23 protein-coding genes are annotated in these 25,427 nt (G+C 44.3%); 12 read left to right on the plus strand and 11 right to left on the minus strand.

What is annotated here, in order from left to right:
- Positions 1-38 precede the first annotated feature (38 nt).
- Positions 39-1,862 (plus strand): arylsulfatase, encoded by a 1,824-nt coding sequence (locus ACKWCA_RS14410; protein WP_413978921.1) that lies wholly within the window; start codon positions 39-41, stop codon positions 1,860-1,862.
- 128 nt (positions 1,863-1,990) lie between these two features.
- Here the strand turns inward: ACKWCA_RS14410 and ACKWCA_RS14415 are convergent, their stop codons facing one another.
- From ACKWCA_RS14415 to ACKWCA_RS14445, 7 genes are all read right to left on the minus strand, one after another.
- The gene (locus tag ACKWCA_RS14415; RefSeq protein WP_413978922.1) at positions 1,991-3,706 is read right to left on the minus strand and encodes an ankyrin repeat domain-containing protein; all 1,716 of its coding nucleotides are present in this window, start codon (positions 3,704-3,706) and stop codon (positions 1,991-1,993) included.
- Complete coding sequence (locus ACKWCA_RS14420) at positions 3,703-4,065, minus strand: BlaI/MecI/CopY family transcriptional regulator (protein WP_413978923.1); 363 nt, start codon at positions 4,063-4,065, stop codon at positions 3,703-3,705. Before ACKWCA_RS14420 ends, ACKWCA_RS14415 begins: the two co-directional genes overlap by 4 nt.
- Positions 4,066-4,191: 126 nt before the next feature.
- Positions 4,192-5,817: a sulfatase family protein gene (locus tag ACKWCA_RS14425; RefSeq protein WP_413978924.1), complete on the minus strand. Its 1,626-nt coding sequence runs from the start codon at positions 5,815-5,817 to the stop codon at positions 4,192-4,194.
- A 47-nt stretch (positions 5,818-5,864) separates the two neighbouring features.
- The gene (locus ACKWCA_RS14430) at positions 5,865-6,704 is read right to left on the minus strand and encodes a sugar phosphate isomerase/epimerase family protein (protein WP_413978925.1); all 840 of its coding nucleotides are present in this window, start codon (positions 6,702-6,704) and stop codon (positions 5,865-5,867) included.
- A 26-nt stretch (positions 6,705-6,730) separates the two neighbouring features.
- Positions 6,731-7,555, minus strand: a complete 825-nt coding sequence (locus tag ACKWCA_RS14435; RefSeq protein ID WP_413978926.1) for a sugar phosphate isomerase/epimerase family protein — start codon at positions 7,553-7,555, stop codon at positions 6,731-6,733.
- Positions 7,556-7,577: 22 nt separating this feature from the next.
- Positions 7,578-8,291 (minus strand): gluconate 2-dehydrogenase subunit 3 family protein, encoded by a 714-nt coding sequence (locus tag ACKWCA_RS14440; RefSeq protein WP_413978927.1) that lies wholly within the window; start codon positions 8,289-8,291, stop codon positions 7,578-7,580.
- A 3-nt stretch (positions 8,292-8,294) separates the two neighbouring features.
- Positions 8,295-10,016 carry a GMC family oxidoreductase gene (locus tag ACKWCA_RS14445; protein WP_413978928.1) on the minus strand — a complete coding sequence of 574 codons (1,722 nt, stop codon included), beginning with the start codon at positions 10,014-10,016 and terminating at the stop codon, positions 8,295-8,297.
- A 198-nt stretch (positions 10,017-10,214) separates the two neighbouring features.
- On the opposite strand from ACKWCA_RS14445, the gene ACKWCA_RS14450 reads away from it, so the two are divergent.
- On the plus strand, positions 10,215-11,591 hold the full coding sequence (locus tag ACKWCA_RS14450; RefSeq protein WP_413978929.1) for a Gfo/Idh/MocA family protein: 1,377 nt from the start codon (positions 10,215-10,217) through the stop codon (positions 11,589-11,591).
- A 37-nt stretch (positions 11,592-11,628) separates the two neighbouring features.
- On the opposite strand, the gene ACKWCA_RS14455 is transcribed toward ACKWCA_RS14450, so the two are convergent.
- Complete coding sequence (locus ACKWCA_RS14455; RefSeq protein WP_413978930.1) at positions 11,629-12,936, minus strand: prolyl oligopeptidase family serine peptidase; 1,308 nt, start codon at positions 12,934-12,936, stop codon at positions 11,629-11,631.
- Between the two features lie 60 nt (positions 12,937-12,996).
- Here ACKWCA_RS14455 and ACKWCA_RS14460 point away from each other — a divergent pair, with 60 nt between their 5' ends.
- Positions 12,997-13,881 carry a dienelactone hydrolase family protein gene (locus ACKWCA_RS14460; RefSeq protein WP_413978931.1) on the plus strand — a complete coding sequence of 295 codons (885 nt, stop codon included), beginning with the start codon at positions 12,997-12,999 and terminating at the stop codon, positions 13,879-13,881.
- A 76-nt stretch (positions 13,882-13,957) separates the two neighbouring features.
- Positions 13,958-14,185, plus strand: a complete 228-nt coding sequence (locus ACKWCA_RS14465; protein WP_413978932.1) for a hypothetical protein — start codon at positions 13,958-13,960, stop codon at positions 14,183-14,185.
- Here the strand turns inward: ACKWCA_RS14465 and ACKWCA_RS14470 are convergent.
- The 3 genes from ACKWCA_RS14470 to ACKWCA_RS14480 form a co-directional block, all read right to left on the minus strand.
- Positions 14,178-15,080, minus strand: coding sequence for a universal stress protein (locus ACKWCA_RS14470; protein ID WP_413978933.1), 903 nt, complete (start codon positions 15,078-15,080; stop codon positions 14,178-14,180). The two genes, ACKWCA_RS14465 and ACKWCA_RS14470, sit on opposite strands and share 8 nt — an antisense overlap.
- Before the next feature lie 164 nt (positions 15,081-15,244).
- Positions 15,245-15,949 (minus strand): Crp/Fnr family transcriptional regulator, encoded by a 705-nt coding sequence (locus tag ACKWCA_RS14475; protein ID WP_413978934.1) that lies wholly within the window; start codon positions 15,947-15,949, stop codon positions 15,245-15,247.
- Between the two features lie 179 nt (positions 15,950-16,128).
- Entirely contained in the window at positions 16,129-16,809 is a 681-nt protein-coding gene (locus tag ACKWCA_RS14480; RefSeq protein WP_413978935.1) for a Crp/Fnr family transcriptional regulator, read from the minus strand.
- A 119-nt stretch (positions 16,810-16,928) separates the two neighbouring features.
- Between ACKWCA_RS14480 and ACKWCA_RS14485 the strand changes: the two genes are divergently transcribed.
- The 8 genes from ACKWCA_RS14485 (at position 16,929) to ACKWCA_RS14520 (ending at position 25,426) form a co-directional block, all read left to right on the plus strand.
- Positions 16,929-19,325 carry a heavy metal translocating P-type ATPase gene (locus ACKWCA_RS14485; RefSeq protein ID WP_413978936.1) on the plus strand — a complete coding sequence of 799 codons (2,397 nt, stop codon included), beginning with the start codon at positions 16,929-16,931 and terminating at the stop codon, positions 19,323-19,325.
- A 13-nt stretch (positions 19,326-19,338) separates the two neighbouring features.
- Positions 19,339-19,776, plus strand: coding sequence for a hypothetical protein (locus tag ACKWCA_RS14490; protein ID WP_413978937.1), 438 nt, complete (start codon positions 19,339-19,341; stop codon positions 19,774-19,776).
- 79 nt (positions 19,777-19,855) lie between these two features.
- Positions 19,856-20,065: a cbb3-type cytochrome oxidase assembly protein CcoS gene (gene ccoS, locus ACKWCA_RS14495; RefSeq protein ID WP_413978938.1), complete on the plus strand. Its 210-nt coding sequence runs from the start codon at positions 19,856-19,858 to the stop codon at positions 20,063-20,065.
- 2 nt (positions 20,066-20,067) lie between these two features.
- Positions 20,068-22,269, plus strand: a complete 2,202-nt coding sequence (gene ccoN, locus ACKWCA_RS14500; RefSeq protein WP_413978939.1) for a cytochrome-c oxidase, cbb3-type subunit I — start codon at positions 20,068-20,070, stop codon at positions 22,267-22,269.
- 3 nt (positions 22,270-22,272) lie between these two features.
- The gene (locus ACKWCA_RS14505; RefSeq protein ID WP_413978940.1) at positions 22,273-22,467 is read left to right on the plus strand and encodes a CcoQ/FixQ family Cbb3-type cytochrome c oxidase assembly chaperone; all 195 of its coding nucleotides are present in this window, start codon (positions 22,273-22,275) and stop codon (positions 22,465-22,467) included.
- Positions 22,464-23,423, plus strand: a complete 960-nt coding sequence (locus ACKWCA_RS14510) for a cbb3-type cytochrome c oxidase N-terminal domain-containing protein (protein ID WP_413978941.1) — start codon at positions 22,464-22,466, stop codon at positions 23,421-23,423. Before ACKWCA_RS14505 ends, ACKWCA_RS14510 begins: the two co-directional genes overlap by 4 nt.
- A 46-nt stretch (positions 23,424-23,469) precedes the next feature.
- Positions 23,470-24,888 (plus strand): cytochrome c oxidase accessory protein CcoG, encoded by a 1,419-nt coding sequence (gene ccoG, locus ACKWCA_RS14515; protein ID WP_413978942.1) that lies wholly within the window; start codon positions 23,470-23,472, stop codon positions 24,886-24,888.
- A 91-nt stretch (positions 24,889-24,979) separates the two neighbouring features.
- On the plus strand, positions 24,980-25,426 hold the full coding sequence (locus ACKWCA_RS14520) for a FixH family protein (protein ID WP_413978943.1): 447 nt from the start codon (positions 24,980-24,982) through the stop codon (positions 25,424-25,426).
- The last annotated feature ends 1 nt before the right edge of the window (position 25,427 follow it).

Genomic DNA, 25,427 nt, shown 5'->3' on the forward strand with positions numbered 1-25,427 from the left:
AATTTTAAGACTTTTAGAATGTCCGCTAAAAACCATTTATGAAAACAACGCCTTTTGAAACCGCTATCGCTTTAAAGTGTTTTCACATTCGCAAGACGCTTCTATTCATTGCATTCGGTATCGTTCTAGGTTGCAAACAAAAGAATCCGTCCGACACGGCATCAAAAAGTGGGGTCGATACCAAACCCAATATCATCTTGATCATGGCCGATGATCAGGGTTGGGGCGATTTGAGTTATACCGGTAATACCAACCTCAATACCCCCCATATCGATGCGCTGGCCGAAAATGGGATTTCTTTCGAGAATTTCTATGTACAACCGGTATGCTCTCCCACCCGAGCGGAATTATTGACCGGTCGCTACTCTGGTCGACTGGGCGTGTACCGCACATCGGCCGGTGGCGAACGAATGAACCTTGGGGAAACTACCATAGCGGAAATCTTAAAGGAAACAGGTTACAAAACGGCTGCCTATGGCAAGTGGCACAATGGCATGCAGGCCCCTTATCACCCAAATTCAAGAGGTTTCGATGATTACTACGGTTTCGCTTCAGGGCATTGGGGCAACTACTTTAGCCCCATGCTCGAACATAACGGAAAAATTGTCAAGGGTAACGGATTTTTGGTCGATGATCTTACAGACCATGGACTTGAGTTCATCGAGAAGAACAGAGACCAACCTTTCTTCCTGTATTTACCGCTAAATACGCCTCATAGCCCAATGCAGGTCCCGGAGGAGTATTGGAACTCTTTTAAGGATAAAGACCTAAAACTAAGGTATGGAGGTCAAGAAACGGAAAATGAAAATTTCACAAAGGCGGCACTAGCCATGGTCACAAACATCGACCACAATGTGGGTCGGATTACAAGTAAGCTCAAGGCACTCGATCTCGAACAACGCACCATAGTGATTTATCTTTCCGATAATGGACCAAATGGATGGCGCTATAATGGAGGCATGCGCGGTCGAAAAGGTTCAACGGATGAAGGTGGGGTGCGCTCCCCTTTCTTCATGCAATGGAAGGGTCACCTCAGCTCAGGAAAAAAGATAACTGAAATTGCCGGAGCTATCGATCTATTGCCCACATTGGCAAGTCTGACTGGAACGGAAGCCAAAACAAAGAAACCCGTTGATGGACGGGATTTGAGTCCCTTACTTTTTGAAACCGATACGGAATGGAAAAAAAGAACATTGTTCAATTACTGGAATGGCAAAACGAGCCTTCGCACCCAAGAGTATCGTTTGGATCATGAGAATCGACTATATGCAATGAACGAAGATCGTGGGCAGACCATCGATATCTCGAAAAGCTCTCCCAAGGTGACCGATTCGCTGATCGCAACCAAAACTGCGTGGTTAGCAACAATTGCCCCACCTAAAAAAGATGACAGACCATTTACGCTTGGACATCCCGATTACATATACACGCAAATTCCTGCACGTGACGGTATTCCGCATGGCAAGATCGAACGAAGCAATCAGCATCCGAACAATACATTTTTTACCCATTGGACGAGCACCAAGGATTCCGTAGTCTGGGATGTCGAAGTACTAGCAAGTGGGACTTTTGAAGTGGAACTCTACTATACGATGAAACCAGAAAATGCGGGAGTAGCCGTTCAATTATCACATGGGCACAGCACTCTGGTCACACGGATAGTAGAACCACATGACCCTCCATTAACCGGAATGGAGGACGATCGTGATGCGCGAATAGAATCGTATGTCAAAGATTTTCGTCCCAAGGTTCTGGGATCCATAAAACTTCAGAAAGGAAGAAACCCCTTAACGCTTAAAATACCACATATGGACCATGACGGCGGAATCGATGTACGCCTCTTGATGTTTAGACGCCTATAGCCCCCCAATCAGCATACCATCAGCCGGTTTTACATTTTAAGGAGTTCCCTTTCGAAGTCCAATAGAAATCAAAAAAACTATCTGCCCTAAAGCAGATAGTTCACACTAGTTTCATAGTATCTTTAAAATTAGTCGATCGCCCCTTTTTTTACAAGGTAGTCAACCACGGCTTCATGCCCTTTCCTCTTTGCCATTTGAAGTGCTGTACGCACGCGAATACTTCCATCCCTCAGTTCTTCCTTACATACTTTATTCACATCAGCGCCTTGCGCAACGAGGAACTTGACAACGTCCAAATGCCCCTGTTCACTGGCGTTGATCAGCGGTGTTTCATCCCCGGGTACTTCGGTATTGACCTTGGCCCCTTTGTTCATAAGAAACTTCACTACATCTAAACTACCGCGTTTCGAGGCCATAATCAGCGGATTTCCATCTCCTTCAACAGACATATTTACATCCGCACCCAAGTCAACAAGTACGTTGACCATTTCAAGATTCCCTGTTTTAGCTGCCTGGATCAGGGCACTTCCGTCACCCGGAAATTTTGTGTTGACATTGGCTCCTTGACGTATTAAAAGCCGTACCAACTTGACATTACCTTTCCTAGCGGCCATCCATAAAGGGTAACCGTCTGCATCGGTACCCAGATTCGCATCAGCTCCTTTTTCCATTAACAATTCCGCTATGTTAAAATGCTCACTTCGGATTGCCATGGTCAAAGGCGTACCTTCACCGCGCTGCATCAGATTGACGTCGGCCCCATTTTTCAGCATTCGCTCTACTGCCGTATAATCGCCATGTCGCACGGCTCTTAACAAAGGATTGAGATCATCGTCATACTCCTTTTCATAATTATTGTCTTCCTCCGCATCGCGATAGACTTCTTCCTTTGGCTCTTGTGCCTGCAAAACCGAGGGTTGATTCAACACCAAGAGGATTGCAAATAAGAGCGGTGCGACAAAGGCATACTTCCAATAACTGTTACTGTTTGATTTCTGTTTGTTCATCATGATGATTCGTTTTTTGATTAATGATTGATTATAATTTGAAACTAGGGCATTTGTCTTTTTAAGGCTAGCGATATTCAAGAGGTTCATTTGATAGGTTTCTGAGGCCACTTTGTTCGATTCTAGCAAAATGGCATCGGTCTGGTATTCGATATTCTTTTCAACTTCCCTACGGTACAGCCAGGCCAGGGGATTAAACCAAAGGATTATAATGGCCACCTCGGCAAGCAGTAGGTCAAGGGAATGGCGCTTTTGTACGTGAATCTTTTCATGCTCAATAATCTGCTCGTAGGTGTTCCAGTCATAGGCATCGGGATTGATAAAAATATACTTGAAAAAAGAACAAGGTTCCGTTTCTTCCGATTGATTCAGAATACGGGCGTTACCATCGACTAGGCGGTCTTTGCTTTTACGTATTCGCATGAAAATCCCTAGTAATTGTGTTAGGAAATTCAAGGAAAGTACAATGAAACCGAAACCGTACAACAGTCCGATCCAGTACCATACCCCGCGTTTGTTCCGCGTAATTTGGAGCGCATTATTATCCGTAGTTCCGTCAATTTCAGAATCCGCAGCAGGACTATGGATTTCCTCATTTTGCTGCGATGGAAGATCTATGAGCATAGTTTGCTTGGGTGCGGAGAGCACTTTATCCACAATTCCCTGATGATCCATAAGCTCGGGAAGCGTAAGGAACGGTAAAGAGAATGTCAACAGTAACCCCAATAGCAAATAGTATCTATTGAGCGTGAAAAAGCTTTCCTTCTGAAGAAAAAGCTTATAAAACATAAGTAGCACGGAAAGCACTATGGCCGACTTGAAAAGAAACAGCATCATGACTTCTTCGATTTAATAAGGGCAATAAGCTCCTGAATTTCTTGGTCCGACAAGTCTTCCTGTTTCGCGAAATGCGCCATCATCTTCGGTAGGGAGTTCCCGAAATATTTCTTCTGCATCGCCTTCACTTCCACTTGTCGATAGGTCTCCATCTTGATTTTAGCACTGTATTGATCGGTATTCCCCATTTTTACAGAGGTCAAAAAACCCTTTTTGACCAAAATCTTCACAATGGTCGCTACCGAATTGTAATGTGGTTTCGGATCTGGAAGTTGGTCCACAATATCGCGAATGAACACGGGTTCGGTTTGCCAAACCAACTGCATAATCTGGTCTTCTCTTTCCGTCAATTTTTTCATTGGACTAGTCTTTTTCATTACAATACTACTAATTTTTTAGTAAATCTACTAATTAATTAGTAGATAAAACGATGCCAATGGAATTATTGGTTGAGCGACTTGTGTTTGGTTCTTGCTGTCCTATCGTTAGCTATTGGTCAGAATGGCACTATCGCGATATCCGATTCGTTCCGATTTGGCCTCAAAAGATGTGGTATTTGGAATGGGTTGCGTATAGATGTTCCAAAGTGAATCTTGTGGTGTTTTCCAAAGAATGGTGGCGTCGGACTTTTTTGTGAGTAAACGGATATGACCATCCTTGTCTTCCATCTCCAAAGGAGGTAATTTCGGTTGATCGCCATCGGGCAGCCATTTTGCAATCAAATCTGCCTCGGGAATACCGCCTAGGTCATTGGTCTGCTCCATCCAATCTTGAAGCACGCTTCTCAGCTGCAATAAGGTATCCTGAACTTCAGGTAATCTTGCCAAATTATTTAGTTCATACGGATCGTTTTGCAAATCGTACAACTCCTCCTCCGGCTTCGTGGTCGCCAACCAGTGCGCTTGCTTTTCACTCAGCTCGCCATTCGCGTAGAGGCGTCTTAATTCACGCATCATGGGCATTTGTTCGCGATACTTGACCGGTAAGGCATGGCTAAGTGTAGTATCATAACTCTTGATATACTTATAGCGTTCGGATCGCACGGCGCGCAAACGATCGTATACGCCATCGAACCGATCGGAGGCATGAAAGGTATACTTCGGCTTCTTGGTCGCTTCGAACGGTCCGAATTGAGCAACACCCTGCATCACTTTCGGGGGAGCTATTCCCGCCAAGGAAAGTACGGTCGGTGCCAAATCGACAAAGCTTATGAAGCGCGCATCACGGGAACCCGCTTTTTGACCCTTGGGAAACTTAATGAGCATGGGTACTTTTGTACCGGTTTCGTAAAGCGCACGTTTGTGCCGCGGAAAGGGTCCGCCGTGATCTCCATAAAAGAAAATGAAGCTGTTTTCATAAAGTCCATCTTCCTTCAGATCGGAAATCACCTCACCCAGTTGATCGTCCAAACGTTTAAGGTTGCTATAGTTCACCGCCAAATCATGACGAATGGTATCGTTGTCCGGAAAATAAGGTGGCACTTTCACCTTTGCAGGGTCAACGAATAAGGAGTCTTTACCACGAGCCCAGATTTGCGATTCATGGCATACCGAAAAGTTGAAGACGGAGAAAAAAGGTTGACCTTCCCTACGATTTCTGTAATGGTGCTCTTTGCTACTTTCATCCCAAGCCGCCGCCAGTTTTCGAAAATTGTAGTCCTCCTTTGGGCCGTTTGAACAGTAATAGCCTTCCTCCCTCAAGTATTGCGTAAACATTTTCACTCCATTGGGCACCAAGGGCGAATAACTGGGGATGTCCAAGTTTGGGTAGGGTTTGTTTCCTTTGCCCCGCCAAGGTGCGTGTGTGCGCATATTGTGGGTACCCAAGGAGGTCGGATACATGCCGGTAATAATCGAACTGCGAGCAGGTGCACAGACGGGTGCTGGCGAATAGGCATTCTCAAAAATAACCCCGTCATCGGCCAAAGCCTCTAAATTGGGAAGTGAAATGGTACTGTCACCGTACATGGGAAACCATTCGGGAGATTGGTCTTCAGCGACCAGCCACACTATATTAGGTTGTTTCGTTTCGTTTGCCCCACCTCTATCCTTTTCGGTTTGGCAACCCACAAACAAGAGACTACAGGAAAAAAGGAAAAAGAACTGTTTCATAATTCGGACGTATGGCGATATGCTTATCGAAACCTAGAGGTACGGATTCATTCCAAACCCTTCACGTACTCGATACTCTTTGGTACTTGTATCAATGCTTTGGAGGACTCATCCTCTACGAAAAAATAGTCGATGCGCAACTTTTTCGCTTCGGCAACCACTGCGTCAATGTCGATTTGACCCCTACCTAAAACGACGTTGGTTTCTACGTCTGAACTACCGTTTCCGTTCCCCTTAGTTCCTTTTTTACAATCTTTCAAGTGCATCAATTTGAATTCATCGGGATATTTTCTGAGCCATTCCACGGGATCTTCCCCGGGATGGGCGAACCAATAAACATCCATTTCAAAATCAAAATGGTCGGAGTTCTTGATCAAGTGGTCGATGAGAAAAGCACCTTTATAAGGCCTGAATTCATACCCATGAGGGTGATAGGTCAGCGTAATTCCGTTATCCTTCAAAAGCTTGCCTGCCGTATTAAAAACCTCCAAAGCCAAATTGGTATCCGTTATGGTGAAATCGTTACCGTTGTGCGGAATCCAAAAGCAAACCACATATTTTGCCCCGTAATTCTTAGCTCGGGCCAAAACGGTTTCCGGGGAGTTTTGCAATTCCTCAAATGGTGCGCTGACACTTACAATTTTCAACCCATTCTCGGCCAACATGGCGTTGTATTCCGCTTGGGAGTACCCATAGGTACCGTCATTACCATCTTCAAGATTGGTAATGCCCCAACTTTTGATCTTGGCAAACGTACCGGGTACATTATTTGGGAACTCATTGCGAAGACTGTACAATTGCAATCCTATCTCTTGCGAATAGACCATACCCGCAGCTAAGTGAAAAACCACAAAGGATAGTGCTAGAACTAATCTGGAAGTTCTCATTTTAAGATTTACTCATTAGGTGAGGGTTACATTTTGTTCAATCCATCCAAGAATTTTAAACTCTGCGGAACCTGTTCAACGACCCTTGAAGACTCGTCTTCAATAAACATATATTCGATACCCAATCTTTTTGCTTCCAATACCACGCCCCGAATATCAACCTGACCTTTACCGAGCACAACATTGGTCTCTACGTCTTCATGCCCGGTATTATTGCCCTGTACACCGTGCTTCATATCCTTTAGATGCATTAAGGTCATCTTCTTTGGATATTTTTTCATCAGCGCAAGGGGATCCGCACCGCCATGATGTGCCCAAAACACGTCTAGTTCAAAGGTAAAATCAGTGGCATTTTCGGCCATATAATCAAACAAGGTTCCATTTTTATACGGTCTGAACTCATATCCATGGGGATGATACGCCAAAACCAAGCCATTCGCTTTTAACAATTTACCTGCCGTATTGAATACTTTGGTCGCATGTTGGGTCTCTTCAAGATCCCACTTGTTATCATCATGGGGTACCCAAGCGCACATTACATATTTAGCTCCAAAAGCTTTCGCATTGTCGATTACTTTCTGAGGGTCTTTTTCAAGGTCTTCAAAACCCGCTCCTACGCTGACTACGGATAACTTGCGTGTGGCCAATTCCTTTTGGAAGTCCTCCATAGACATGCCATAGGTACCACCACCCTCCAACTTTGTGATGCCCCATGATTGGATGGCATCCAAACTTCCAGTAACATCTTGTTTGAACTGATTTCTTAGGCTATAGAGTTGAAGGCCTACCTCTTGCGCTGTCATAGGTACTATCAGCATTGCGAATAGTACGATTGCCACCATCTTCTTCATGATATATTGGTTTTGATTATTGTTATGTCAATAGATTTCCATCGTCGTCCCAAGTGGCTATTGTTCCTCGGGTACTTTGATCGATACATTTCGCGATCCATTCCGGATCATAGGCTACACCATGTTGATCTAGCACATCTTGTGGTACACCATCCCAAACGTTGGGTTGGTTTCCTTTGTAACCCAAATCGGCAATACCTACCTTAGAGGTGTAATATCCGGTGACCGTCAAGCCCCGCATCATATAAAAAAATTGGATTTCCAAGGGCTGTTCATCCAAAGGTTTCTCGGTATCATGCCAACAGATTTCATCGCAGATCTGTTTCTTCTGCTCTAAAGTTGCCGATTTGAATTCGGTTCCGAATTCCGTATTACTTTTATGATCCAACCACATGAGTCCTCCCAAGAGCGTAGGCGCCATAGTAGGTACATCTTTGCCCATAAATTCGATCAACTCAGGTACGCCTGCTTCTATAGGGCCACCGTGAGGCTCTTTTGGTGGTAAGATCACCACGCTGAGCGCGGCAATGGTTTCCATCTCGTGCTCATTGAACAATTGTTCGGCATTGAGTTTTTCAATTCGCTCTAATTCTTTCGGAGTACGTCCAAAAAACTTTTCGCTACTCTCGACAACAGCTTCATCAATAGTTTCCGTTTTACAAGAATTGAATGCCACACCTGTAGTGGCGGCAGCTCCTCCTAGAATTAAGGTCTGTAAACTTTTTCTTCTATCCATAGCTTAAATATTTTGGGCTTTAAGTTGTTCGATAATATAATCGGAAGCTCTCCAGGAAAGCGCCATGATGGTCCATGTACAGTTTTTATCCGCTTGGGAAACGAACGGACCTGCATCAACGATAAAAACATTATCGACATCATGTAATTGTTGAAACTTATTCGTGACCGAAGTCTTAGGATCATCACCCATTCTTGTGGTACCCACTTCGTGGATAATCTGACCTGGGGCATGCAGTCCATAATCTTGGTCTTTACCAGGTTTTTCGCCTAATGGAATACCTCCCATATTATGGATCAGTTCTTCGAATGTATCTTGCATATGCTTTGCCTGGTTTCTCTCGAAATCCGACCACTGGTAATTGAACTTTAAAACAGGTATACCAAACTGATCCACCGTTGTTGGATCTATTTCGCAATAGTTATCTTTTCGCGCAACAGCTTCACCGCGTCCTCCAAAACCGATAACGGAACCATAATATTTCTTAACATCATCACGAAGACTATCACCATAACCTCCAACTTTGAGTCCGAAGTGCTTGTTCAAACCGTTGGGATCCATACTGAAACCATAGGTAGGATTGCTCATTCCGCCCCATACTTCAATGTGGTATCCACGCGGGAAATCAAGTTTCGAGTTATCACCCCACCAAGGTGAGTAGACATGCATACCTCCTACACCATCCTCGTTGTAAGATACCTTACGATTCATCAGACCAGGAATAACCCCAGCGGCACTTGCCCCTGTGGAGTCATGCAAATATTTACCGACGATATCACTGCTATTTCCAAGGCCGTTCGGATGCTGTTTACTTTTCGAATTCAAGAGGATACGCGCTGAACTACAGGCAGATGCAGCCAGAACAACTACTTTTGCTTTAAGCTTGTACTCTTTTCTATCCTCTTTATTGATATAGGAGACCCCAGTAGCTTTTCCTTCTTCGTTCGTGGTGACTTCCCGTACCATGGAATTCACGAATATCTTTACCTGACCTCCGCTTTTTTGAGCCGGAAATATCAAACAACTTCCTGCCGAGAAATCAGCATAGACCGAACAGGAGCGTCCGCACTGCCCGCAATAAAAACAAACCCCTCTTTCGTTATTGATCTTCTTGGTCAACATCGACAAGCGACCAGGAATTACCGGAATATTTGATTTTTTGGCTCCATCAATATAGAATAACTCATGTAGTCTTGGTTTTGGCGGAGGAAGAAAAAATCCATCCGGATCATTCTCCCGGCCTTCTTTGGTTCCAAAGACCCCTATGAGTTTATCTAACTTATCGTAATAAGGTTTTACGTCATCGTAACTAATAGGCCAGTTATCTCCAAGTCCGTCTACATCTTTATGCTTGAAATCTTTTGGTCCAAAACGTAAAGAAATGCGTCCCCAGTGGTTGGTTCGTCCTCCTAGCATTCTAGCTCTCCACCACATAAAATTCGTTCCTTCTTCTTGGGTGTAGGGTTCGCCTTCAACTTCCCAATCGCCCCAAGACATATCGTGGCCACCAAAGGCACGGTCTGTACCCGCAAACCTCCTAGGTGATTCATAGGCCCATTTCAACTGGGTCTGGGTTACGGGATTTTTGGGGTCGAAAAACGGACCTGCTTCAACAACCGCAACATTTAGGCCTGCATCTGCTAATTGTTTCGTAGCCATTCCGCCACCAGCTCCTGAGCCCACAATAATTACATCATATATTTCCGATGACTCCTTTATCTGCATAGTTTGATTTTTAATTTGCCCTAATTTAAGATTTTTTTGATTCAACCGGCACTAATTTATCCGTACGACATGGGAAATGTTATGAATCAACGTAATATTCCTACGAAGTGCATGAAATTCAGGCCGTCAATACCAAATCATTTACTATCTTAAGGTCGAAATATGGGATAAGGAATCCCACCTAAAACCACTTGAACAATGAAAACCGAGAACCTCCACCTTGATCGAAGAAAATTTATTAAAGGTACCTCAGCTGCATTGCTGTTAAGCTCCATAGGTGCTTATGGCTTCGAAAGTGTTTACCGCGATACTCCCTGGCGGGTCGGACTTATCGGTTGTGGTTGGTATGGTACGAGCGATCTGTTCAAATTGATTCAAGTAGCTGACGTAAAGGTCATAGCGGTATGTGATGTAGACACTAAATTTATGGACAATACGGCCACCCAAGTTGCTGAACGGCAGAAATCGGGAAAAAAACCCAAAATGTACGGGGACTACCGAAAGATGTTGGACGAGAGTAAATTAGACATTGTACTTATCGGTTCTCCGGATCACTGGCACGCCTTGCAATGTATCGATGCCCTAAAGGCCGGATGCCATGTCTACGTTCAAAAACCGATCAGTGTGGATGTTATTGAAGGGGAAGCTATGGTCGCTGCGGCAAGAAAATATAATAAAACAGTACAAGTCGGAACACAACGAAAGAGTACTCCTCATTTGATCGACGTAAAAAGGGAAATTGTTGACGCAGGGCTCTTAGGAAAAATAAAGCATGTCGAAATGTGCTGCTATTTTCATATGAGAGCAAATGGCAACCCGCCGCTGGAAGAGGTCCCTGATTTTCTAGACTACGAAATGTGGACGGGGCCTGCGCCCTTACGCCCCTATGATGGTATTCCGCACAGAAGATGGTGGCGGACGTTCATGGAGTACGGCAATGGCATCACCGGTGACATGTGCGTACACATGTATGATACGGTCCGTTGGATGCTCGGACTTGGGTGGCCTAAAAAGATTACGGCAACAGGTGGTATTTATGTCCAAACCGAGGGTAAATCGAACATCGCGGATACGCAAACGGCAATTTTCGAGCACGATGATTTGAATTGCGTATGGCAACATCGTACATGGGGGACACCAGCGGATCCCGAGTACCCCTGGTCTTTCAAACTTTATGGAGAAAAAGGGACTTTATCAGGCAGCACCATGCAAGCTGATTTTGTACCCCATTCAAAAGACGTCGCACCGATTCATTATGACGTATTGTACGAAAAAGAAAAATACCCTGAAGACCTCGTTGAGAAAGATAATGAACTGAATGCCGCACCAGCAACGCGAAGGCATATGCTTGATTTTCTAAATGCCATTGCCAAAGGGTCGAGACCTATTGCGGATATTGAGGAGGGGCATATTTCAACGGCCAGTTGTATTCTCGCCAACCTATCTATGGAACTGGGTAGGCCCTTGGTCTACGATTCACAAAGCAAGACCGTAAAAGATGACCCAGAAGCTACGGCTTTATTGCAACGCGCTTACAGAGAAGGATATACGCATCCGCACCCTGACAATGTATAATGCGTTTTCATCATTTTCGGCTCTTCAAATCGAAACTTTAGTTTTTCTGGGCGGCCATCCATTCCATGATAGTGGTCTTTGCTCCATTTAGTTTTACGGGAGTACCATCTAATTCGAAATCGGCATGATTGGCATGAGAGTAGATCCACGACCAATGTCCGTTGTATCGGTAATCCGTACCCCCGTAGAATCCGGATAGGTCGGTTACATGATCATAAAATGAAAAATGTACATCGGCGGCACCGGCATTTACCAGACGTTGGTATAACGGAACTACTGTTTCATTGGGAAGGGTAACCGGATCATCTTTTGCGTGTACGAACCACATCGGAACGTTCTTGATCCGTTCAATTTCTTCATTCGAGATGTACTTGTTGTGAAAAGCCAAGGCACTGATATAGCCGGCCGCAAAGTAATCGGGATGTTCTAAAATCAGTTTTAGACTCATGTATCCGCCATTCGAACATCCACCGATATAAATGCGATCGGTATCAATACCTTGATGGTCGTTGACATACTGCTTGATCAACCCCATCAGTGTTTCGTTATAAATATCGTTTCTATCACCACGAGTGTAATCACCAGTAGCACTTTGCATCCAGAAGGTCGGGGCTTGCGGGACCAGCACATAGGCACCCCCAAAAATCGACTGCATATCTTTGGAAGCATAGTTCCATGCTTTATTGGCAATTAGAGGGATACTCGGATCGGTACCCCCTTCCCCACCTCCATGCAACCATATAATCAGCGGCGCTTTACCCTCGTGCTTCGGTATGAAGGAACCATAGGTGAGCCTTGTTTCGTTTTGGGTATATACTCCGCTCAAATCAAATTCCTTAAGTCGACTAATAATCCTTTCGGTTTCAGTATTCCAGACCTTCTTTGACGGAAGATGTGAGACGACAAGTTTATAATCGATCCATTGATTGCTCCCCCGGCCATTTTTGAAGACATACTTTATAGGAGAACCCAAGGCATCGTTCGGACTGACAAAAAGCACCAAGGCAACATGGTTTCCCGTCGCAACTGCCTTTCCCATAGCATCCGAAACATAGGCGTGCATCACCTTTCGAGCTCCTTTAGCTTCACCAGGTCTCATCTCGACCCCTTCGGCTTTTCGTTCAACCTCCACTGAAAAATCCCGGAAATCGACTTCTGAAACCATCTGCTCCATCGGTAACACCACTTTGTTGACCCCAGGGCCCCAGTCATACCCCTCAATGAGTAGCGTGTATTGGCCTTCCGCTGCATGTTCCATAGTCAGAGTTGCTTTTGTAGTGGTCTTCGCCATAAGGGCAGTCGAGATGAGAAAGAGGGTCAAAAAGGTGAAGGTCATATTCTTCATATTCCGTATCTTTAAAATGATGCATGTAAGATAATGCATTGGATGAAAATAAAACGTGTTATGAAGGAACTAAAAAAAGAAGACATCAAACAAGAGGTATTTGACCTCTATGACGATTATGCGCACGATCGAGTGAGCAGACGCTTGTTTTTGGATAAACTATCGACCTATGCTGTTGGAGGGGTTACCGTAGCCTCCCTATTGGGGTTTATCTCCCCTGACTATGTCAAGAAGATACAGATCAAACAAGATGATCAACGGTTACGGTCTAATTTTATCACCTATGATTCCCCAAAAGGGGGAGGTGAAATCAAGGGACTTCTTTCAAAGCCTGCAGATACCAAAGAAAAACTTCCCGGGATTCTCGTGGTTCATGAAAACCGAGGTTTAAATCCGCATATTGAGGACGTGGGCCGTCGCGCGGCTCTGGCCGGTTTTATTTCATTGGCTCCGGACGCACTAACCCCTTTGGGAGGCTATCCTGGTACCGATGATGAAGGTCGCGAATTACAACGAAAGCGAGATCGAAATGAAATGTTGGCCGATTTTATCGCGGCATTCGAGTACTTGAAAGACCATCCGGAATGCACGGGCAAAGTCGGCGTGGTCGGGTTTTGTTTCGGAGGGTGGATTTCAAACATGATGGCGGTCAACGTACCCGATCTCGAGGCGGCTGTACCGTTTTATGGCGGGCAACCCAAAGAAGGAATCGAGCAGATCAATGCACCTTTACTGCTTCATTTCGGGGAATTGGATAAACGTGTCAACGAAGGATGGCCCGCCTATGAGGCGGCGCTAAAGAAACACGGCAAAGAATATGAGGCCCATATGTACGAAGGCGCCAACCATGGGTTTCATAACGATACGACTCCGAGGTACGATCGTGAGGATGCGGAATTGGCTTGGAAACGTACCATAGATTTCTTCTCTGACAAACTTACTTGAATAAGCACCTGTAGCACCGATTTTAAGTTTCGATTAACATGCCTAAAGACAGCAATGTGGTACCTTTAAAATAAAAATGCAAAACTCCGCTATGTTTTGGGTGGCGCTCACCACCCTTATTTTGGTTTCGGTGACGGTAATGGTCTCGATGAATCTTCCGTTCAACTTGATTTTCTTTGGCTCGGTCATCGGTCAAGTGTTCGTTGTGATAATGGTCTACAATGTATTGACCGACAACTACAAAACGGCAAAGACCTTTGAAGATTTTTACGAAGACAATCCTATAGGAAACCGCACTAACTAGAAACGGTCTCTAGGCTCTTATCTTGGGTCATAGAAGAGGCATTCATACCCAATTCGGGAATGACCAAAAGTGGTATTTGCGTATGAAAGGCCACTTTCTTCACAATCGGTTCTCGGGTGACCCGTTCCATATAGCTGTGTTGATAGTTCAACATCGCCAGCAGATGGATATCGAGTTCTTTTGTAAAGGCCTCCAGGGTTTTTGAGATCGAATTCAGTTCCGTTACGGTATGCACGTAATGCTCACGCTCCCCTAGGTACTTCCGCAACATATTCAAATTGAATTGTTGTAGTTCGGTCAGGGCCTTGAGTTCATATTGCACATGTACGATTCGGATGACCGCATTGAAGGTTTTGGCCATTTCAAGCATAGGCCGCAATTCCGATTGGGTATAAAATCGGTTGAAATCGGTTGCGAAGGCGATTTCATCAGGAGTCTTAAAGTCTAAATTTTGGGGTACTGCCAACACCGGACAGTTTTCGACCGATTTAATGATGCGTACGGTATTGCTACCCATAAATACCTCTTCAAGACCTGAAGCCCCCTTTGTGCCCGTAACGATCAAATCGATCTTGCGGTCTTTGACAATATCCTTGATTTCGTCGACCAACATACAGAATGATGAGATAGTCTTGAAACCGTGATTTGGAACTGCACAGGTTGTTTTAATGCGCTTCAATACTTTTTCAAGTCCATTTTGAGAGCATTGGTGTGCCCCATTTTCCATCGCACCCCCATTGATTGACGCTGCCATGAATCGACTACTGGCAATGGCCGGCGTATAGGTATTCAACAAATGAAAAACACATTCCTCATTTTGAAAAAGGGCGATGGCATAGCACGTAGCGTTCCAAGCATTCTCCGAAAAATCAGTGGGAATCAAAATGTTTTTCATAGGTATCCGTCTAAAACTTACAGGGTAAAATTAGCGGATGTCGTATGCCGAAACTATGACATAAGTCAGGTTTTAAATGGAATTAGGTATGAACCTTGGTTAAGGTAATTCATTGATACTTCCGTCGTGTTTTATGAAGCCTTCTCTCGGTCTATAGCCCGCTTTTAGAAACCGTCGACCATATCTTGTAGTGCCTTGGTATTGGCAATACCGATTTTTTTACCCGAAGTCTTCAAAAATCCTTTTTTCTTGAATTCCGAAATGATACGAATACAAGATTCCGTAGCAGTACCCACAACATTGGAAATATCTTCTCTGGAAAGGGTCAGCATTAGATAACCCTCAGTATCTTCCCCAAAATTGTTTCTTAAATACAAAAAGGCTTCTGCTATACGTTGCTTTACGTTCTTTTGACTCATATTCACGATAACGTCATCCGCCTCCTTTAGATCGTGTGCCATATGACGCAGCACCTCCAGCGTAAAGTTCGGATTGGTATGTAGCGTACTGATAATATCATCTTTCGGAATAAAGCAAACCTCCATATCGCTTACGGCTGTGGCACTCAAATTAGACTGTTCTTCGGCAATAACGGAACGCTGACCGATGACCTCCCCTTTTGCGGCAAGCTTCACAATTTGATCTTTTCCGTTGGCGCTCAGTTTGGCCAGTTTGGAAATACCATTGCGCACGCAATACACCCCATTGAGTTTTTCGCCTTCCTCAAAAAGTGTTTCGCCTTTTTTGATTTTTTTGGAAATTTTGGAGTCGGAAACCTTCTTGAGTTCTTCCTTGGTCATCGCCCTTAAAGCGTTGAATTGCCGGACGATACAATTCTCACAACGACTTTGTTCTTCTTGATGCTCCATGGTGAATATTTTACCTGACTAAGTCAAAAATACAAGATACGAAAAAAACAAAACCTATAATTTTATAGGTTTTGAACTATTACCCAACAACCTCCCACGGCATGGGCATGTACAGTATTGGGCGTAATTAAGTTTAACATTTTAATAAACTAGTTGGCGCGCTTATTTCGGGTTTGGGGTCAGCACATTTTTTCAAGTCCTTTTTTGTCGAGCAATCGTATTTTTCCCCGTTCCAAATCAAGTAGTCCTCCCCTCTTGAACCTCGACAAAATGGATATTACATACTCACTCGAGGTACCGATCAAATTGGCCATATCCTCACGCTTCAAGAACAGCTTCAAAGTTCCATCCCTTTCCGTGCCGAATTTTTCATCGAGATAGATAAGGAGTCCGGCAAGGCGTTTGGTGATACTTTGATGGTTATCAAAGAGCCCCTTTCTTTTGGCTTCCTCCTCGGTATCTTCCACAAAGCCCTTGATGACATCCATACAGAAATCGGTGTTCTTCATTAAACACCTTAGCACAGGTAATTTATCAACCGAACAGATCGTTGTGTCCGTAATGGCCGTGGCGGTAACCATGGCGCCCTTTTTGGAAATCAATGACCTACGGCCCATCAACTCTCCCTTACCGAGCAGCTTTGTAATATGCTCCTTACCCTTTTCATCTATTTTAGAAAATTTACAGGCACCCTCACGGATACAGAATAGTTTTTGCAATTGCTCTGCCTCCATAAAGAGCACCTCCCCTTTTTGAAGGTGTCGTGGGCTACTTGTTTTCGTCAATTCGGCCCGTTCGACCTCGGTCATGCTCCTTAAAAAATTAAATTGCTTGGCTATTTGAAAATCACAGGAAGTCATCCGCATCCATTTTAATATGCTTCAAAGGTAACTACCGAAAAATTTCCAAAACCTGACTTATATCATGTTTTAAAGTGGAATACTTCCACACTTTTGCATCAGGTATAAGTAAAGTGAATATGGATAGGCCAAGCTGCTATCACTGTGGTGACGATTGCACCAAGACGCGCATCGATTTCGATGACCGAGTGTTTTGCTGTAACGGTTGCAAGACAGTATATGAAATCTTCTCGAACAACGATTTATCGTATTACTATGACCTAGAATCGTCTGCCGGGGCTACACCCAATGCCATCGAAGGAAAGTATGATTTTCTTGACAATGAATCCATTGTCGGTAGGCTTACCGAATTCAATGACGGTAACATGGAAATTGTCAATCTCTACATTCCACACATTCATTGTAGTTCATGTATTTGGGTCTTGGAAAATTTGAATAAGTTACATCCAGCGATCAAAAGTTCGCAAGTCGATTTTCCAAAAAAATCGGTTCGAATCACCTATAACACCATTGATTTTAGCCTAAAACAGTTGGTACTTCTTTTGGGGCATATTGGCTATGAGCCCAATATTTCATTGGAAGATTATGACAATAAAAAGAAACCTGTAGACCGAAGCCTACTCTATAAGTTAGGGGTTGCGGGATTCGCCTTTGGCAATGTCATGTTCCTTTCTTTTCCGGATTATTTTGATTTATCGACCAGTGACGTGTCGGGGGGGGAATTTTGGCTGAACCGGTACGAACCGATCTTTCGTTGGTTGATGTTCGCCTTTTCCCTACCTGTGGTTTTCTATGCGGGTAGAGACTACTTCATTTCGGCTTATAAGGGTCTGCGTAGTGGCCTGTTAAATATAGATGTTCCCATAGCCCTCGGTATTCTTGTTCTATTTGTGAGGAGTACCTTGGAAATTATTTTTGATTGGGGACCGGGTTTTTTCGATTCGCTCACGGGGCTCGTGTTCTTCTTGCTGCTCGGCAAGTTCTTCCAACAGAAAACATACTCCTTTCTTTCTTTCGAACGCGATTACAAATCCTATTTCCCGATTGCGGTGACGCGAATCAATGCCAAGGGAGCGGAAGAAACCACTCAGGTACACGATATCAAAAAAGGGGATCGTCTACTGATCCGCAATGAGGAATTGATTCCGGTCGACGGGATTCTCATCAATGGAAAGGCACGAATTGATTACAGTTTTGTAAGCGGTGAATCAGAGCCCGTCCGAAAGGAATCGGGCGATAAGATTTTTGCCGGTGGCAAGCAGCTGAATGGTCTAATTGAAATGGAGGCCCTAAAAAAGGTATCGCAAAGCTACTTGACACAACTCTGGAGTAATTCGGTCTTTCGGAAGGATACATCCAGTACCTTTCAAACACTGACCGACCGTATCGGAAAACGGTTTACCATCGCTGTTTTGTCCATTGCCATAGTGGCATCAGCGTATTGGCTGTATACCGACCCGAGTCGTGCAATGAACGTCTTTACCGCAGTATTGATTATAGCTTGCCCCTGTGCGATTGCCCTGGCCGCACCCTTTACTTTGGGGAATATGTTACGGATTTTCGGTCGTAGGAAATTCTATCTGAAAGACATCCGTACCATTGAACAACTGGCACAAATAGACACTGCGATCTTTGATAAGACCGGTACCATAACCACCTCTTTAAAAAGTGTAGCTACCTATGAGGGCATGCCCTTGACCCCCGAGGAGGAATCATTACTTAAAAACACAATCCGAGCTTCGAACCATCCGCTCAGCCGCACCCTTTATGACCTACTTAACGAGCAGAATATCATCACTTTAGATGAGTATGAGGAGCATTTGGGCCAAGGGGTCGAAGGCAGCATGGGAGACGATCATATGAAGGTTGGTTCTGCTGATTTCGTTGGGGAGCAACAAATCGAGGAAAGTACGAACACGGCCGTTCATATTAGCAGTAATAATGTGTACAAAGGCAAGTTCATCTTTCACAATGAGTATCGTGAAGGCCTTTCCGAGGTTTTTAAAACCATGTCGGAAACCCTCCAGCTTGCCATTTTATCGGGCGATAACGATGGTGAAAAAGGGCGTTTGGAAAAATTGGTTCCTAAATTGACTCCCCTCTACTTCCATCAAAAACCCGAAGAAAAGTTGGAATTTATCAAAGCCTTACAGCAACAAGATAAGAACGTAATGATGGTAGGTGATGGCCTCAATGACGCCGGGGCATTGGCACAAAGTAATGTGGGTATTGCCATTTCGGAAAACGTAAACGTGTTCTCCCCTGCCTGTGATGCCATCTTGGATGCCTCCAAATTTCAGCAATTGTATGCATACATCCTTGCGTCAAAACAAGCGATGAACATCATAAAACTAAGCTTTGGGCTCTCGTTGGCCTACAACCTGATCGGGCTCTATTTTGCCGTGACCGGTCAATTATCGCCAGTCATCGCAGCTATTTTGATGCCATTGAGCTCGATAAGTGTAGTGGCTTTCACCACGGTCATGACCAATTTAATGAACCGTAAACTAACCTAAAAACTGTATGCACGTGTTGAAAAATATCTGGCAAAATAGTTTCATAAAAATCTGTATCGGTCTGGTATACCTCTGGTTTGGTGGTCTTAAATTCTTTCCCGAGTTGAGTCCGGCAGAGGGGCTAGCTACCGATACGATTTCCCAATTGACCCTGGGTATACTTCCCGCTAATGTTTCCATCATAATGTTAGCGGCATTGGAAGTGGGCATCGGAATCTTTTTTTTGCTGAATATCCATCCCAAAAAAGTAGCTTTCGTGACCTTGGGGCATTTGCTCTGCACCTTCACGCCACTCTTTTTTTTTAACGAGATTTCCTTCAATGGATACCCCATTTTTCTAACCCTTGTGGGGCAGTACATTATCAAAAACCTAATCATCGTCGCGGCCCTTCTCTCGATTATCAAGGAGAAACCGCCCGCGCAACAAAAAACGAAAATTATAGAACCTTAAAAAATAAAAAACGAAGCTGATAAATGTCATGTTTTAGGAAAGGCTATCAGCATAATTTTACACAAGAATTCAGGTAGGTATGAGTGTTATTTATGTGTTATTGGCCATCAGCATCATCGTTGCGGTCTTCTTTTTCATCGCCTTTATCATTTCGGTAAAGAGTGGGCAATATGACGACGCGTACACACCATCGGTTCGTATGCTATTCGAAGACGAATTGGTTCACGAAAAAGAGACCCCTGTAAAAAACAAACAGCAAGATAAAATCCAACTAAATAAACAACGATAATTATGGAATTACAGCAGTTCTATTACGACAATAAAATCGTAAAAAACTTTCTCTACGCTACAATGCTCTGGGGAATCGTAGGTTTTCTGGTAGGTCTCCTTTTGGCCTTCATGTTCATTTTCCCGAACTTGACCGATGGTATTTCGTGGTTGAGTTTTGGGCGTCTTCGTCCGTTGCACACCAATGCGGTCATCTTTGCCTTTGTTGGAAATGCGATGTTCGCGGGTATCTACTACTCGACCCAACGGCTTCTTAAGGCCCGAATGTTCAACGATATGTTGAGCCAAATTAATTTTTGGGGCTGGCAGTTGATTATAGTCGCCGCGGCAGTGACCTTACCATTAGGCTATACTACTTCAAAGGAATATGCTGAATTGGAGTGGCCTATTGACATTGCCATTACGTTGATCTGGGTAGTCTTTGCCGTTAACTTCATAGGTACGCTCTTAAAAAGAAGACAGCGCCATCTCTATGTCGCCATATGGTTTTATCTGGCTACCATAGTGACGGTTGCCGTATTGCATATTTTCAATAGTCTAGAGCTTCCGGTCAGCGCATTGAAGAGTTATTCAGTGTATGCCGGTGTGCAAGATGCCTTGGTACAATGGTGGTACGGGCACAATGCGGTTGCTTTCTTCTTAACGACACCGTTTTTGGGGCTGATGTATTACTTCGTACCCAAAGCGGCCAATAGACCGGTGTATTCCTATCGGCTATCGATAGTGCACTTCTGGTCGTTGATCTTCATATATATCTGGGCCGGACCACACCATTTGCTCTATTCATCTTTACCAGATTGGGCGCAAAATCTTGGTGTTGCCTTTTCCGTGATGTTGATCGCCCCGTCTTGGGGAGGTATGATCAACGGGTTATTAACACTTCGTGGTGCTTGGGACAAAGTTCGTACGAGTCCTACCCTGAAGTTCATGGTGGTCGCCATTACCGGTTATGGCATGGCCACATTTGAAGGCCCAATGCTCTCACTAAAAAATGTAAATGCCATCGCGCACTTTAGCGATTGGATCATTGCCCACGTGCATGTTGGTGCCTTGGCTTGGAATGGTTTCATGGCCTTCGGTATGATCTATTGGATGGTTCCGAAAATGTTCAAGACCAAGTTGGCGTCCACAGGTTTGGCAAACTTCCACTTTTGGATCGGTACGCTAGGGATTATCTTATATGCCCTACCAATGTATGTGGCCGGTTTTACGCAAGCATTGATGTGGAAAGACTTTAATCCTGATGGATCTTTGGTCTACGGCAACTTCTTGGAGACGGTGAATGAAATCATGCCCATGTACTGGATGCGCGCCATTGGCGGTACCATGTACCTCATCGGTGCCTGTGTCATGATATACAATGTGGTAATCACCATTAAATCAGGCAGCAAGGTAGAAGATGAACTGGCCGAAGCTGCCCCATTGACAAGAGTGGCCGCTAGAAGGACCGTAGGCGAGACCTTTCACACTTGGTTGGAGCGTAAGCCGATTCAACTGACACTATTGGCCACCGTCGCTATTTTGATCGGAGGGATCATACAAATCGTTCCCACCCTATTGGTCAAGTCAAATATTCCCACAATTACTAGCGTCACCCCATATACCCCTTTAGAATTGGAAGGTAGAGACCTTTACATCCGTGAAGGTTGTGTCGGATGTCACTCGCAAATGGTCAGGCCGTTTAGAAGTGAGGTAGAACGTTATGGTGAATATGCCAAGGCTGGTGAATTCGTATACGATCACCCGTTCCTCTGGGGTAGTAAACGTACAGGTCCTGATTTGCTCCGCGTCGGTGGAAAATATTCGGACAACTGGCACCTAAACCACATGTACGATCCACAAAGCACGTCATCTGGTTCGATCATGCCCGCCTATCAGTGGCTCGTACGAAACAAACATGACCGTAGTAAAACACAGACCAAAATGGAAGCTATGGTCTCATTAGGTGTTCCTTACACCGCTGAGGAAATTGCCAATGCACCTGCCCATATGACCGCGCAAGCCACACAAATAGAAAAGAATTTGTACGCTGATCCCGATTTTGCAAAATCGTATGAGGCCGATAAAAAGTATGCCTCCGAGAATGGTCAAGATTTCATAGAAATGAAAGACCGCGAAATCGTTGCTATGATCGCCTATTTGCAAAGGCTCGGAACGGATATCAAGATCAAGGAAACAGATGAATTACTATCAGAAAACAAATAAGCCATGTTAAAATTCGTAAAAGGTTATATGGAAAGTATAGAGGGCGTGGCCACCTATCCGATGATATCATTGATCATATTCTTCGCATTCTTCATGATTTTAGGCTGGTGGGTGTTCACCGCATCAAAGTCCTATATCGAAGAAGTCAGTGAATTACCCCTAGATAAAGACAACCAACAAAACAACTTAGAGATATGAAAAATACAAGACCCTGGTGGTTATATATTGTAATCATCTTTTTCGTAGTCTTCGGACTTATGGAGTACTTCATCGACTCAGGGGACAAACCGGCGATTATCGAGTACCCGATTACCCAATTTTTCCTGTTCGCCATTCTTTTGCTATTGATTGCCGTGGCGCTGATATTGCAATCAGTGGAGAACATCTCCTTCTTGTCGATGTCAAAAGAGGCGCAAGAACGTTATCTGGAAGCAAAATCCCAAGGTTGGGAATGGAAATGGGGAAAACGGGTCTATCAAAAGATGCTGGGATCTAAACCCCTCGAAGCAGAAGGAGAGATTATTTTAGACCACAATTACGATGGTATCCGTGAACTGGATAACAAATTACCACCATGGTGGGTATATATGTTCTATGCAACCATCATCTTCGGCCTGATCTACTTGATCCGTTTTCATGTGATGAACGACTACGATCAAGACATGGAATACGAACAGGAAGTGGCAGCTGCGCAACTGGAAATCGAAGCCTATAAAAAAACGGCCAAAGACTTGGTCGATGTCAATACCGTAGAAGTATTGACCGACGCTTCGGACCTCAATGCCGGTAAAAGTATTTTTGAAACCAACTGTGTCGCCTGTCACATGGCCGATGGTGGCGGTGGAATCGGTCCTAATCTTACCGATGACAACTGGATCTTGGGTGGCGGTATTAAAAACGTCTTCAATACCATTTCAGAAGGGGGTCGTGACGGTAAGGGAATGGTCGCATGGAAACAGAGTCTAAAACCTGCAGAAATGGCGCAAGTGGCAAGCTATGTGCTCACCTTTCAAGGAACGACTGCTGCCAACCCCAAAGCACCTGAAGGGGATATTTGGATAGACCCGGACGCACCTGCAAAAGAGACCCCTCCGGTACAAGAAAAAGATTCAACGGCAGTGGTCACCGATTCTACCACGGTAGCCGTAAACTGAAACAATAATTTCCCTCCTGCAAAGGGGGGATTTAGGGAGTAGCATCATGCCTCAAGACCAAGAGAACTTTAGGGATTCCATAGGAACGATCAACGCCGAGGGCAAACGCGCTTGGGTTTTTCCCAAAAAACCAAGCGGCCGGTTCTATAAATACCGAAAATGCGTCAGCTATGTTTTGCTTATTTTTTTGATCGCAGCACCCTTTGTAAAAATCAACGGCAACCAGTTTTTGATGTTCAATGTCTTGGAACGTCGTTTCAATATTTTCGGTTTTCCTTTCTGGCCACAAGATTTTCACCTCTTTGTCATTTCAATGATCATCGGTGTCATCTTTGTTGCCCTATTTACGGTAGCCTTTGGGCGTATTTTTTGTGGATGGATGTGCCCCCAGACCATTTTCCTCGAAATGGTATTTCGAAGAATCGAATATTGGATCGATGGAGACCGAGGCGCACAGATCAAGTTAGATCGCCAACCTTGGAATGCTGAAAAAATAAGAAAAAGGGGGACGAAGTGGTTTATCTTTTTCATCATTTCCTTTATCATAGCGAATGTTTTTCTCGCCTATTTGATCGGAAGTGATCGGTTGATCCAGTATGTCACCGACGGCCCCATGCAGCATGTAAGCACCATGATATCGTTATTGATATTTACCGGAGTGTTTTTTTGGGTCTTTGCTTGGTTTCGAGAGCAAGTCTGCATCATTGCCTGCCCTTATGGAAGAATGCAAGGTGTTTTATTGGACAATAAGTCCATTGTTGTTGCCTACGACCATAAAAGAGGGGAAGCTGAAAATGGACGTAAAAAATGGCGAAAAAACGAAGATCGCAACGTTTTGGGCCATGGAGACTGTATCGATTGTTTTCAATGTGTCAATGTATGCCCGACCGGTATCGATATCAGAAACGGTACGCAGCTTGAATGCGTTAACTGTACCGCTTGTATTGATGAGTGCGACACTATTATGGAAAAGGTCAACCTGCCCAAAGGACTCATTCGGTACGCTAGTGAAGATGAAATCACCAAGAAAGAGAAGTTCAAGTTCACACCCCGCCTAAAAGGCTATACGGCAGTATTGACCATTTTGACCGGCGTTCTGGTCGGGATGCTATTCCTACGAAATGACCTAGAAGCCAACATCTTACGACTTCCGGGGCAATTGTATGAACACAAGGAAGGTAATATTATCAGTAATGTCTATACCTACAAGTTGGTCAATAAGACCACCGAAGCGGTAGTTGATGTCAATTTTAAACTCCTATCACACAAAGGAGCTGTAAAACTGGTCCGCAATGAAGACTTCACCGTACCGGCACAAGACTTGGCGGAGGGTACCCTGTTCATTGAAATCAATAATGCCGCCATTAAAAGTGATAAGGAAAAAGTAAAAATCGGAGTGTACAGTGATGGAAAGCTCGTTGAAACGACCACCACGGCATTTTTAGCTCCGAGAAGCTACAATTAATAGCAGCGAAAAGGCCCTGCACTATGCGCAAGGACCTAAATAATAATAAACGATTCTTGAAAGAACAGGAATCCAAATAAAGACCTAAACTATGAAACTCAACTGGGGAACTTCGATCGTCATAGCTATCATATCCTTTATCGGCTTCATTCTCTTCTTTGTCGTACGCATGAGTACCGATGACAAAGCCAACCACGATTTGGTCACCGAAGACTACTACAGGGCAGAATTGAGTTATCAGGACGAAATCGATGCGGAGACCAATGCCAAAACCGATGCTGTGCAATTGGTTATCGAAAAAAACACAAACGGCCTCCTCGTAACATTCCCAGAAAAGGTGACCGCAGAAAAAGTAGAAGGAAAAGTGTTCCTATACAGGCCATCCAATAAGCACTTGGATTTTGACTTTCCAATAAGTCTGTCCAATTCACATTTGCTCATACCTGACAAACGCTTGGTGGGTGGCCGTTGGAACATTACGGTTTCTTGGGAATATCAGAATGAAACTTATTTACATAAAGAAAGTATAACGTACTAAC

Origin of the sequence: Maribacter corallii (assembly GCF_047345415.1) — a bacterium.
Lineage (GTDB): Bacteria > Bacteroidota > Bacteroidia > Flavobacteriales > Flavobacteriaceae > Maribacter_C.